The sequence below is a fragment of the Neobacillus oceani genome (assembly GCF_046237595.1).
GTDB classification, from domain to species: Bacteria; Bacillota; Bacilli; order Bacillales; family Cytobacillaceae; genus Bacillus_D; species Bacillus_D oceani.
In genome coordinates this window covers 4234789-4248278 of sequence record NZ_CP143543.1, presented here as the reverse complement: position 1 = coordinate 4248278, position 13490 = coordinate 4234789, and the positions used below count along the sequence as shown (strand labels likewise).

The 13490-nt window shown below is 45.7% G+C and carries 7 protein-coding genes; 4 read left to right on the top strand and 3 right to left on the bottom strand.

Annotation, left to right across the window (positions count from 1 at the left end; all coding sequences use genetic code 11):
• Nucleotides 1-384 precede the first annotated feature (384 nt).
• From V1499_RS21355 to V1499_RS21345, 3 genes are all read left to right on the top strand, one after another.
• Nucleotides 385-1041, top strand: coding sequence for a 5-bromo-4-chloroindolyl phosphate hydrolysis family protein (locus V1499_RS21355; protein ID WP_409272403.1), 657 nt, complete (start codon nt 385-387; stop codon nt 1039-1041).
• Nucleotides 1038-2219, top strand: a complete 1182-nt coding sequence (locus tag V1499_RS21350; RefSeq protein ID WP_409272401.1) for a toxic anion resistance protein — start codon at nt 1038-1040, stop codon at nt 2217-2219. The genes V1499_RS21355 and V1499_RS21350 overlap by 4 nt, the downstream gene beginning before the upstream one ends.
• Nucleotides 2220-2657: 438 nt before the next feature.
• Nucleotides 2658-3602: a type II CAAX prenyl endopeptidase Rce1 family protein gene (locus V1499_RS21345; RefSeq protein ID WP_409272399.1), complete on the top strand. Its 945-nt coding sequence runs from the start codon at nt 2658-2660 to the stop codon at nt 3600-3602.
• A 62-nt stretch (nt 3603-3664) separates the two neighbouring features.
• On the opposite strand, the gene V1499_RS21340 is transcribed toward V1499_RS21345, so the two are convergent.
• Nucleotides 3665-4540 (bottom strand): STAS domain-containing protein, encoded by an 876-nt coding sequence (locus tag V1499_RS21340; protein ID WP_409272398.1) that lies wholly within the window; start codon nt 4538-4540, stop codon nt 3665-3667.
• Nucleotides 4541-5226: 686 nt separating this feature from the next.
• On the opposite strand from V1499_RS21340, the gene V1499_RS21335 reads away from it, so the two are divergent.
• Nucleotides 5227-9333, top strand: a complete 4107-nt coding sequence (locus V1499_RS21335) for a 5'-nucleotidase C-terminal domain-containing protein (RefSeq protein ID WP_409272397.1) — start codon at nt 5227-5229, stop codon at nt 9331-9333.
• 534 nt (nt 9334-9867) lie between these two features.
• Here V1499_RS21335 and V1499_RS21330 read toward each other — a convergent pair.
• The gene (locus tag V1499_RS21330) at nt 9868-11385 is read right to left on the bottom strand and encodes an ATP-binding protein (RefSeq protein ID WP_409272396.1); all 1518 of its coding nucleotides are present in this window, start codon (nt 11383-11385) and stop codon (nt 9868-9870) included.
• Nucleotides 11386-11597: 212 nt separating this feature from the next.
• Entirely contained in the window at nt 11598-12713 is a 1116-nt protein-coding gene (locus V1499_RS21325; protein WP_409272394.1) for a LysM peptidoglycan-binding domain-containing protein, read from the bottom strand.
• Between the last annotated feature and the right edge of the window lie 777 nt (nt 12714-13490).

Here is a 13490-nt window from a genome sequence, read left to right as displayed (position 1 = left end):
TCTTCAACATACAGCCAGCCAAATTGTTTGGCGAATCGCGAAAATTTAATTTTTGGACGATAAAATGCTTGAAAACGGGGTTTTTACCTTGGGAGAAACGGTTTTTTAACCCAAATAGCCGTTGAAAATCAAATTTTGGCACTTTTTAAAAATTTTCCGATAATTTCCCGACTAAGTGTCGTTCTTTCTTACAAATTGGGCGGCTACGACTTAAGACTTAGTTGCTTTTACATTCACAGGCTGTGGAAACACACGGATTTTTCGTGTATTGTTAAGGCAGGAAGCAAAAACTTCCATAAACTTTTTACATCTTGTTGAAACAATTCCAATGTTTTGTACGTACTAAAGAGTACATGATCAATAGAGTCAGGAGTCGATATTGATATGAATCCATTTTTATCGTTTTTACTACGGACTTCCATTGCCATCCCGACCGCCTTTACGGCAGGTTTGGTAAGCGTATTCGGGCTTAATGTTGGCTGGGGGCTTTCAGCGGGAATATCGATCGCTGGGGGGATCGCCGCCTACAAAACGGTCGGGATCTACACCAATTCACAGTTTTTGAAGCAGCACCGGCTGACCCGGAAGGAATATCGTTATATAAAGCAGAATTTAGAAGAGGGGAAGCGGAAAATCAGCCGCCTCCACAAATCCCTATTTTCAATAAAAAATCTTCCGTCCTTGAAGCAGCGGATTGACCTGTTAAGGGTCACGAAGAAGATATACAAGCTGACGAAGGATGAGCCGAGGCGTTTTTACAAGGCCGAGCGCTTTTATTTTTCGCACCTCGATTCGCTTATCGAGCTTGCGGAAAAATATGCTTTCCTCTCCTCTCAGCCAAAGCGCAGCACGGAGCTGGAACTGATGCTGCACGAGACGCAGCGTACACTGGACAGCCTCGCGGATGCGGTTGAACAGGATTTGTACCACATTATCAAGGACGACATCGACACCCTCGATTTTGAGATTGATGTCGCAAAGCAGGCGCTTGAGAATCAGAAAAGCACCAAATTCATTGAAGAAAACAGGAGGACCAAATGAGCGAAAACAATTCAGCTGCCATGAATACGAATAATTTATTGGATGATATATTATCGGATCCATTCGGTGCCAAGGAGAATGAAGCGATCGCGCCCGCTCCCGCAGATGGGGGAGGAAAGCAGGTCCGGCTGATCGACGTGCTTCCTGAAGAAAACAAGGCGAGGGCATTGCAGCTTGCAAGCCAGATTGATCCGAAAAACCATCAGGCGATGATTTCCTACGGAACACAGGCTCAGGCAAAGCTTCTGACCTTCTCGAACACGATGCTTGAGCATGTCCAGAAAAAGGATGTCGGCGAGATTGGGGAAATCATAAATGAGCTCATGAAGCGTTTGTCCGATGTGAATCCCGATGAATTGAATGATGGGAAGAAATCCCTCATTTCCAGGATGTTTGGAAAAATGTCCAACTCAATTCAGGAGGTACTGTCGAAATACCAGAAAACAGGCGCGCAGATTGACCGGATATCCGTCAAGCTAGACAGGAGCAAAAACACCCTTCTTGCGGACATCGCGATGCTTGAAAAGCTGTATGAGTACAATAAGGAATACTTTAATGCGCTGAATGTTTACATTGCCGCGGGTGAATTGAAGTATGATGAGCTTCAGCGAGAGGTCATTCCCGCTATGAGAAAGGAAGCAGAGGCGTCCGGGGACCAAATGAAGTTCCAGGAAGTAAGCGACATGCTGCAATTTGCCGACCGGCTTGATAAGAGGATCCACGACTTGAAGCTGAGCCGCGAAATGACAATTCAGAGCGCGCCGCAAATCCGCTTGATCCAAAACACGAACCAGGCGCTCGCTGAAAAAATCCAGTCATCGATCATGACGGCTATCCCGCTTTGGAAAAACCAGGTCGCCATCGCCCTGACCCTCATCAGGCAGCGCCACGCGGTTGAAGCCCAGAAGCAGGTCGCGAAAACAACGAACGAACTTCTTTTGAAAAACGCGGAAATGCTGAAAACGAACACAATCGAAACCGCCCGTGAAAACGAGCGCGGCATCGTCGAAATTGAAACATTGAAACGTACGCAAGAAAGCCTTGTTTCCACACTTGAAGAAACACTCCGCATCCAGGAAGAAGGCCGCAACAAGCGCCGCCAGGCCGAGCACGACCTCGCCCTTATGGAAAGCGGCCTAAGGCAGAAACTGCTCGAAATCAAAGGAGATACGAAATAGTGAGTAAACTGCTGGTTTTGGACCGGCAGTTTTATTTTTTTCGGTATGTTTTTTGGAGAGCCAATATTCGACTTTTTCTGCATCGCTAAAATAGTAAAGGGCCAGGAAAGACAGGACAAAATAGAAAATCAATCAAACGTTTGATTGATTTTCTGTATGCCGAAAAATGTTGTATGAAAGGACATAAAATTTCTTAATGCCCGAATGGCAATCTTATGGTAAAGTAGTGGAAAATAATGAAATTTAGGAGCCTTAAATGGAATTCAACAGTAGATGGATACTAGGATGCGGATTGTTCCTCCTGGTTGTTAACGGGGTCTGTTTTGCACTGGCAAAACTGTTTGCCTAAAAACATCACCCAACCGCTGGTAGGTCGTTGGATCCGGCAAATAGCATGAAAGCCGGTAACTATAAATTCATATGGAGCGGGGAAAAAACTTGATTAATGATTTGGTACAGCCGGTATCGAAACGGCTTTTATTGTTGATGCTCCTTGTCACAGTCGGATCCGAAGCGGTCCTCTATTTTTCGAGGCATAGCTTTTTTTTCTCGGACTTTTACAATTTGCTAATGGTTGGTTCGATCGTGTTGGCCTGGAAGCTGCATCCACGGCTAGCGCCTTCGCGGAAAAATACGGAAGTGGATAATGGAGGCACGCATTTCTCCTCCGAGTACGACACTTTCCTCGGTTTTAAGGGAGGGGCTCCCAAACGGCAGCTTGTGTCCCAATTTGCTGTCATCTTTCTGCTGTTTTACCTTGGGTCAATCATTACGAATTTCTATTCCAATATTCTGTTTGAGGATTTTAATGATAATTACGCCGAATACGTGGAGGAATCCGCGGCTGCGGTTGAAAGTGGGTTAGCCGAAAGCGGCGGAGAAGAAGCGGGTGCTTTCAAGGTATTTGAGTGGTTCGATCTTGTCGGATATGATTTCCTATCCGATACACTAGCGGGATTTGAAGAAGTTTACCGGATTTCCTATATGATCCTCTTTCTCATGCTTTTTAAAAAAATATTCCCGCAAAAGTGGACAAAATGGCCGGAGGAAATTTTCCTGATGGCTGTCCTATTCATCAGTTCACTCCTGTTCGGAATTGGACACACTCTCGCCAATCCTCAGCCGTGGAGTGTAACGCTTGGCACTGTTGCCACGTTTACGAATATGGGCCTCATTTTGGGGTTGCTTCTGTTGTGGAGCCGTAATCTCTGGCTTTTGATAGCCGTCCATTCAGTGTACGATATCCTGATGACAATCCAATGGTATTATTTTGACTTAGCCGCCCCGGTCTTCTCTGGAATGATGATTTTGGCGTGGATTGTTGAAACGGCAACGCGTAGAAAACCGAATTTCCAGGAGACGACTGTTAAGGTAGGCGATTAGCACAGTGCATTCTATAGAAAAAACGCCTGGACTTAAGTGGCCAGGCGTTTCCATTTCTATACTTATTTTTCGTTGGGGCTTATTTTGCCATCTGATTCTTTGCCAATCATTCGAATGCCAAGGTCATTCAAAGCCTGCCGCATCGTGGCGCGTGTTTTAACCGAATTGAAGTTAAGCCCGAGGTTCACAATTGTTTGTGAAATTTCCGGACGGATGCCGGTAATAATTGCTTCCACTCCCGTCAGCCTAAGCGCGCTGAAAATCTGGAACAGCTGGTCGGCAACCATCGTATCGATAACGGGAACCCCGGAAATGTCAAAAATGATTTGCCGGACATTCAGGCGTGTACTTTCGGCCAAGGCTACATCCATAATCAATTTTGCACGCCTTGTGTCGATCGAACCGACGAGCGGAACAACGGCTACTCCTTCAACAATGGGAACAACGGGGACTGAAAGTTCTTCAAGCGCGGTGTAGGCAACATTCATCAACCGGTTTGTATGGGCTTCGAATTCCTCTCCGACAACGCTCGATACCCTGTCAAGGAGAGGGTCAATGATTTTGGATACATCAAGCATCGTAATCGCTGCAAATTTCTTCTTTTCCAATTCATCGGTAAAAACATCCCAAACGACTGTCCTGAAAAACGAAACGCTCCTTAAGGAATCGGTCAGCGACACATGATGGCGAATCGCCATTTGAGCAGCTTTCTTTCCCCATTCCTCAATTTCACGCAGAATGGACTCCCTTTTCCCAGTCAATGCTTCCCCGAAGTGTGAGATTAATTTTGCGCAAAAATCCACCTTCCGATCAAGGGGAATTTCCTGGCCGGGCAGGCGGAACGTATCATTCTTGTCGAGGATATCCGTAACATTTCTAGCAATCACACGATCATTTGCAATAATTTTCTCACCAATATACTGCAATTCATCCTTCATAGCATGAACCCCTTTTATATACTCTCTCCCATCTATCATATAGTATTTTCATCCATTGAGGCAAAATGCAAGACAGGAAGGAGGCCTTTTCTGATAGTTGCGGATACCTAAAAGGGCAACGGATTTTCCGCTGCCCTTTTTCTTTGAAAGGTTTTTTATTGGGTGCCAGCCAACCTAGCGCCTGAAACGGTTGCTGAGTACCTTCAACAAAAATTGCTTTTCCTCCGCAGAAAGCATTCTCCAGTTTTTTACTTGAATTTTCATCAAAGTTCACTCCCCGCTTTTTAAAATAAACGCATTTTCGGCAAACCCCAACTTTTTGCCTATATGTCCACTATACTTAGTCCTTCATGGAAACTGAATAGAGAATCGTTCAACAAATAATGACGGGAAAGAGCGTATTCGGCCAGATTCCTCCCATGATTGGATGTCCCTAATGAAAAAGGGGAGAGAAGCAGCCGGAAATTTGCAGAAATGAGTCGACAAAAAATTGGCATAATTACAATAATTATGAGCTTTGCCCTATAGTCGTATTACTATATTGTAGGCTAAAATGGACATGCATTTGAGTAAATTCATTATCCGGGAGGGGATAGGAGTTACTTTTTGTAACTAAGTCCGGCAGTTTGCAACCTGAACTTCAGCAAAGTAATAGAAAGACAAACTTATGAAGGAGGCATCAGGATTTGAAAGCGCTAAAAAGACAGTTATTTATTTTTACAACCATTCTAACCATGCTGGCCGGAACGATATTTCCGTATGCGGGCAAAGCCGGCGCGGAAGAGAATTCTATTACCGTCGCCCAGGCGATTGCGAATAACACGGGAAGAGCGACAGTAAAGGGATATATAGTTGCTTATACAGTTGGCACGAGGAATTACGATTTTGAGGCTCCTTTTGGAGGAAATACTAACATAGCCATTGCGGACTCAGCCACGGAGCGCGATCCGGCAAAAATACTGCCGGTCCAGCTGCCCAGCGGTGACTTCCGAAATAAATTCAATCTACAATCAAATCCGCAAAACCTCGGAAAACAAATCCTTGTCACTGGGTCTCTTGAAGCGTATTTCACTGTTCCAGGCTTGAAATCTCCAACTGCTATGAGCTTCGTTGGAGAAAGCTCACCTGATCCGGAACCATCTCCCGAAGGCTTGAAGATTCACGAAATCCAAGGCAGTTCCCATGAATCACCATATAAAGACCAAAACGTAAAAGGCGTACGGGGAATTGTTACGTATGTAGTGGATGCAAGCAACTTTTACATGCAATCCGCAACCCCCGATACCGATCCGAACACTTCGGAAGGAATCCTTGTTTACAAGCCCACCCACAATGTCAAAGTGGGCGATCTCGTATCCGTTGACGGCCTTGTTAAGGAATGGGTCCTTGATGGATACTCGGACAAGCTTCAGACAGACCTTGCGATGACAGAACTAAATGCGACGGGAACAGGTAATTCTGTAACTGTCATCAGCAGAAACAACGAGCTTCCACCACCGCTTGTGATCGGAAAAGACATCATTCCTCCAAACCAAGTCATCGACAACGACCGGTTCGGAACCTTCGACCCGAATGAAGATGGAATCGATTTTTACGAAAGCATTGAAGGAATGCGCGTGGCCATTGAGAATCCAACTGCCACTGCTCCACAGAAATACGGGGAAATCCCTGTCATTGCCGGCAAAGTGGCAGGCAAACCTTACACGATTGCGGGCGGGACAATTTTAACAAAGGACAACGCGAACCCTGAACGGATGCATATCCTGATGGGAGACAGGGACTATGTCAACAAAACCGGTGACCGCTTGAACGGAACGGTAACCGGAGTTGTCAGCTACAGTTTTCAGAATTACAAAATCCTGACCGACAAGGCAAGCTTGCCTGAATTGGTGGAAGGATCGGCAGTACGTGAAACAACTACCATTAAAAAAGAAGCGGACAAGCTTACAGTTGCAACGTATAATATGGAAAACTACCGGGCTTCCGAAACAGCGAAAACACAAAAAATCGCCGAGTCAATAGTGAAACACCTGAACTCTCCTGATATTCTCGGGCTTGTAGAAGTCCAGGACAACAACGGACCGACAAATGACGGTACGACTGACGCCTCCAGGAACTATCAGGCTCTGATTGATGCAATTAAGGCAGCCGGCGGACCGACCTATGCGTGGACCGATATTGCGCCTGAAAACCTAAAGGACGGCGGCGAACCGGGCGGGAACATCCGTGTCGGCTACCTCTACAATCCGGAGAGAGTCCAACTGGCAACAGGTGCTCCTAAAGGAACGGCAACCCAGGCTGTGAACTATGAAAATGGATCACTTACCCTGAACCCGGGCCGTATTGATCCAACAAATACAGCATTCAACTCAAGTAGAAAGCCGCTGGCCGCCGAGTTCGTCTTTAATGGTGAAAAAGTGATTGTCATTGCCAACCACTTCAATTCCAAGGGCGGGGACCAGCCGATTTTCGGAAAAAATCAACCTCCGGTACTAGGCAGTGAAGCCCAGCGTCTGCAAATCGCGCAAATCGTAAACAACTTCGTTTCCGATGTTCAAACAAAGAATCCGGATGCGAATGTGGTTGTTCTTGGCGACTTGAACGATTTTGAATTCTCCAAACCACTTGAAGTCTTGAAAGGCGATGACCTTACAAATCTGATTGAAAGTGTTCCGCTGCCTGAGCGCTATACGTACAATTATCAGGGCAATGCCCAAGTACTTGACCATATGCTCGTGTCAAATCGGCTCGCACAGTCATCAGAGCTTGATATCGTTCACTTGAACGCAGACTTTTCGGCGGCCCAGGGACGTGTCAGCGACCACGATCCGCTTGTGGCACAGATTGATCTGACTCCGGAACCAGCAGGACCAAAACCGCTTGACCTTACCATCATGCACGTAAACGACAGCCACGCGCATGTAGAGCAGTATCCGAAACTCGTTACGGCTGTAAATGAAGTACGCAGCCAGGCGAAGAACAACCTGCTTCTCGATGCGGGCGATGTGTTCTCCGGAACGCTGTACTTCAAGCAATACCAGGGCCTAGCCGATCTTGAATTCATGAACCAGCTCCGCTATGATGCCATGACATTCGGAAATCATGAATTTGATAAAACATCTGAAACTCTGGCAAACTTTATTTCTAAGGCAAACTTCCCGATTGTGAGCGCAAACGTCGATGTAAGTGAGGATGCAACGCTAGGGAAACTTTTTGAAAATCAAATCGCCGCCCAGCCTGAAGGCGGTAAAATCTATCCGGCCATCATTAAGGAAATTGACGGCGAAAAGGTCGGTATTTTCGGCCTGACAACGACGGATACGACATTCCTTGCCAACCCGGCCGATGAAATTGTTTTCAACGATGCAATTGCAAAAGCGAAATCCACTGTCGCGGCCTTGAAGGAGCAGGGGGTAAACAAAATCATTGCCCTTTCCCACCTTGGCTACGCGCCTGACCAGGAGCTCGCTAAAGCAGTCGAGGGCATCGACGTTATCGTTGGCGGCCACTCACACACGAAGCTTGACAAGCCTGTCGTAGTTGCGAATCCAGAACCGACGCTGATTGTCCAGGCGAACGAGTATCTGAATTATCTCGGCAAGCTAGAAGTCTCGTTTGACGAAAATGGCGTAATCAAGAGCCATAATGGCGTGTTGCTGGAATTGAAAGGCTATGCGGCAGATGAAGCAGCGGCTGCCCGTGTTGCAGAGTTTAGGGCTCCGCTCGATGACTTAAGGAAACAGGTCGTCGGACACACAACTGTTCCATTAAACGGGGTACGTGATGATGTCCGATCAAAGGAAACAAACCTAGGCAATATGATTGCCGATGCAATGGTGGCAAAAGCAAATGAATCACTGCCAACTACAATCGGTATCCAGAACGGTGGCGGAATCCGCGCATCGATTGATGTAGGTGACATAACGCTTGGTGAAATCCTTGAAGTGATGCCGTTTGAAAATCAGCTCGTCGCACTTGATCTAACCGGTGCGGAAATCTGGGCGGCGCTTGAGAACGGCGTTTCACAGGTGGAAACAAAGCAAGGCAAGTTCCCGCAAGTATCCGGACTACGCTTCCAATACGACCCGGCCAAGCCTCCGATGCAAAGGGTTTGGAAGGTCGAAGTCAAGAACGGCGACAAATACGAAGCGATTGACCTGAACAAGACGTATCGCGTCGCTACAAATGCGTTTGTTGCCGACGGCGGGGACGGCTACACATCCTTCAAAAAGGCCAAGGATGACGGCCGCATCCATGAATTGTTCGTCGTCGACTTTGAAGTGCTTGCATCTTATATTGAAAAGAACAGTCCGCTAGCACCGGGAGTCGAAGGACGGATCCTTGCCGGCCAAGAGCCTCCGAAAATCGTAACCGGCTGGGTTGAAAAAGACGGCCAATGGTTCTACTATGATGCGGAGGGCAAGAAGGTTACCGGATGGCTTGAGCTTGAAGTCAAAAAGTACTACCTTGACCCTTCGGCAGACGGTGCCCGTGTAAGCGGCTGGAAAACGATTGACGGCTCGACCTACTATTTCAATGATGAAGGCGTCATGCAGGTAGGACCGGTCACAATCGACGGCAAGACATATCTCTTTAACGAGGAAGGCGTCCAGCAAACCGACAAGTGGTCACAGTATGACGGCTGGTGGTACCACCTCGACAAAGATGGCGTTGTGAAGAAAAAGCAGAAAAATGCGCCTCCTGGCCAGATTGGCAATACACCTGGACAAGGCGGAAGCCAGCCTCCAGGACAATCCGGTGAAACACCTGGAAAGGGTAAAAAATCTGCATAGGTATACACAAGCACCCGATGGCCGTTTCTGGCTCCGGGTGCTTTTTCTGTATATTAAAAAATTTTCGGCAAGGAGCCCCACCATAAAAAATACAAAAAAAGAGATGCAGTAATGCCGCATCCCCTTAATACTTAAGTTTTGATGATCGATAGCTTAACGCCCGTAAGATGAACAGCTTTTCCTGCAGGGTTAACCTGCTCCAGTTTCCGGCTTTTATTTTCATCCCTACAACTCCCCTTTTCCTCTCGTGAATTTCCTTCCTTAGTAGAAAGGCCTTACCCAAATGTCTCATTTACTTATTCTTCCTTTACCGCGATTTTGTTCAGGGTAAACGATGAATCGTCCTGCAAATTAGGTGTAATTCGGACAAGCTTTTACCTGGTTCAACTTTTCGGAGTGAAGAAGTTGGCGAATGAAAAAGAGGATGAGTAAAAGATGACGAAAAAATTTTAGAGGATTGGATGAAATAAGTTCGAAACGGCCTGCCCGGAAAATAAATACATAAAATAAATAAAAAAGAGGCTTTTGAGAGCCTCAGTTTTTGTATGGAAAAGTAATGATAAATGCCGTTCCTTTGTTTGGGCCATCACTTTCAACATTGATTCGGCCTTTATGGTCCTGAATTATCTTATAAGTCACCATAAGCCCCAGGCCATTCCCGGTGGCTTTGGTAGTGAAAAATGGTTCGCCAAGCTTGTTTAATTGCTCATCAGTCATGCCGATTCCTGTGTCTTCAATAATAACGGCTACTTCCTTGTCGCGCTCCTCAATCGTCATCGTTACGATCCCTCCATTCGGAATCGCTTCAATCGCATTTTTGAGAATATTGAGGAACACCTGCTTGAGTTGGTTCTTTTCTCCTGAAATCAGGACCTCATCATTGGGGAAGTGGGTAATAATGATTACATTCCTCAACAAAGCTTCAGGTTCAAGGAATCTTGCCGCGCCTTGTAATATGGAAGTGAGGTTGCATTTTGAAAAATCAGCCTGATGGGGCCTTGCGAAAATCATAAAGTCGCTGACAATTGAATTGATCCGGTCTATTTCATCAAGGATTGTTTTGGTGAAAAAGGTTTCATTTGTGGTCTCCGTAAGAAGCTGGACAAACCCTTTTATCGTGGTCAGCGGGTTGCGAATCTCATGTGCAAACCCCGCGGCGAGTTCCCCGACCATCGAAAGTTTCTCCGCCTTTTGAAGTGTTTGTTCCGTCCGTTTTTTCTCTGTAATATCGTACTGGATGGAGATATGCTTATACTTCTTCCCGTTCTTATCAAGAAAAGGAACTATCGTCGTATCCACCCAATAAGTCGTTCCGTCCTTGGCCCTGTTGAGGATTTCCCCATTCCAGACTTTTCCTGAAGAAGCTTGCTCCCACAGTTCTTCGAAGTATTCCATTGGATGGTATCCCGAAAAAAGGATGGAGGCGGGCTTTCCAATAAGTTCTTCCTGTGAATACTTTGAGACTTCACTAAATTTTTCATTCACATAAATAAACCGGTCGTTTTCATCCATAACAGCAAAGATTGTAGCCTCATTCAGTGCCTTCTTCAGCTCAGCAAGCTCATTGAGGGTAACTTTCAGCCCTTCCGCAGATTCATCCAATGCGTATCTCGTTGTTGATAGTATCTCGTTATAATGGGTAACGACTGAAGAAAGGACTGCGTGATACAGGGGGTCGAGAATTTTGATGCTCTCAAATAGATCTCTGGCTGTTATGGAGCCTGCTTCAATCTCTTTTTCCATAAGGTCGAATACTTGGATACGCGTTTCATTTAAGAGGCCGATGCTAGTGTCAAGGGATCCGCCTCCAATGACAGACTTTCTACCCAGCAAATTTGCGAAGGAAAATAAATCATCTTTAATGGCGGGGCTCTGTTCAGCCAGATATTCCCCGACCAGATAAAAGATGTACCCCTTCATATAGGGTTTATTATCAAGCTGGCTATAAATGGCGCTGTACTTGCCGCTGTTTCGGGACAAGTCCAAATAACCGGCCACTTCACCGCTGAGCTCCTTGATTTTCCAGCCTAAATACTTCATTTGACTGTTCATGGCTCCCCCTCCGCTAAAAATGGCATACGAAGACGTACTGAAAGACCCCTCCGGAAAAAGGTCGGAAATAGCCAGTATATCCTATAATTAGTATAAATTTCCCACGGCATTTTGTAAACTTAAAGACAGAGCAAAAAGGGATTTTCATAGAACAGCAAAAAAGGCACCCTTTGGATGCCTTTAAAAAATGATACTTTTTGCAAAGAGCTATTTTAATAGAACCGCTTAAAGCTTTCAAAGCGTGCTTTGTAATATGGATCATCAAGGCTAGTGATTGTAACCCCGATTACAGCATCAGCATGAAGAAACAGGTTGTCCCCCAGGTAGATGCCCATATGGGAGATTCCTTTTTTGTATGTATTTTCAAAGAATACAAGGTCTCCTGCCACTGGTTTATCAACTTCATAGGAACGGTTATAGTAGCCTTCAGCCGAGTGGCGGACAAGTTGGTTTCCCGCCTGGTTATACACATAATAGATGAATCCGCTGCAATCAAAGCCTTCAATCGTCGAACCGCCCCACACATACGGGGTGCCAATTACGCTTTTGCCTAAGGAAATAACTGTAGAAGTAATGTTGTTGCCATCTCCAGGAGCTGCCGGTTGGATCGCTTCAGCGGGTACGGGAACCTTTAGTACCTGGCCAACCCTGATCATATCTGAAGAAAGGCCATTTAATGCCTTCAGGTTTTCCACAGTCGTATTGTATAGCAGGCTGATCTTCCCAAGTGTGTCACCGCCCACCACAACGTAGGAACCAATGTTGCCGGTTGCGGGCTGAGATGGAGCAGATGGTTTAGCCTGCTGGGCTGGTGGAACCTTTGCTGGTTCAGCTGGTGCTTTAGTTGTATCGGCAGGTTTTGCAGGAGCGGCCGGCTTAACGGGAACCGCTGGCTTTGCATTTCCAGTAGATACGTCCTGGAGCTTAAGGACCTGGCCAACATAAATTGTATCGTTTTTCAGGTTGTTCAAGGTTTTAATATCAGCGATCGAGACCCCTGTTTTAAGAGTGATTGCGCTTAAGGAGTCTCCTTTTACGACAGTGTAGGTTACTGGCTTAGCCTGGTTAGCGTTGGCAGCCGGCTTCGCTTGAGCCGGGGCCTTTAATCCTGGTCCAGGCAAGACAAGTTTTTGGTTAAGGAAGATTTTATCGGAGGCCAGTTTGTTCAGCTTCTTCAGGTCAGCCACGGTTGAATTCGTCTTAACCGCGATTCCGGAAAGTGTATCGCCTTTCAACACGGTATAAAGTTCCGAAGCTGATGCACTTGAGGAATACGCTATTGAAAGAAGGGCAACGGTCGCAAATGTGGCTGCTGCTTTCTTCTTCATCACTTCACCTCCAAGGAATGTTCTAATAAAGAATATTTTACCATAAGAAACACACTTAACTAACCCTTTTTTGAAAAATAAGTCGAAATATGGATGTCAATTAAGGCAAGACTGATTTTGTAAAAGTAACCGCGGCATACAATACGTTGTCATATGAAATTAGCGATTGCTTGGGAATGATTTTGATACTGGCGACGAAGTATTGGAGAGGAAGTTTCGAATGACTATGGGTTTGATACTTTTCTATCTATAAGAATGAAGACGGAGGGGGGAATCTCTCCTGATCAATCTGGACAGGGCTATACTATTAAAGAAAGAAGAGGTTTATCGAGAGGATGGATACATGCGATGGCTTATGAGGGAAACGTAATTCCATAATTCAAAAGTAGCATGAATAAAATCACATCAATTTGTTCCGCCTGAAGCGACCAAAACGATTAGGTGGAGGGGATGATCCAGGCTAGACTCTGAATCTTGAAGACTTTAAAGGGATCACCTTTAAATCTCATAATCCCGAAGGTATAAACAGGGAAGGTCACTGCTGTCCGGAGCTGGAAAAGTAAGTCGGCATACAATATACAATGAAATGAAAATAACACTGCTGATAACTGTTCGTGTCATCCAGCTAAATTGAATCGGAAATCCATTAAAAGGATGTGGTGGTTTTGATAGTTATTTAGATTTTCGAAAGATTTTATTCACGAAATATTAACAATTTTAATAAAAAAACCATGGTTTTCCAACGAAACCAATAATTGTTTCCGTTTTTTCGCCAAA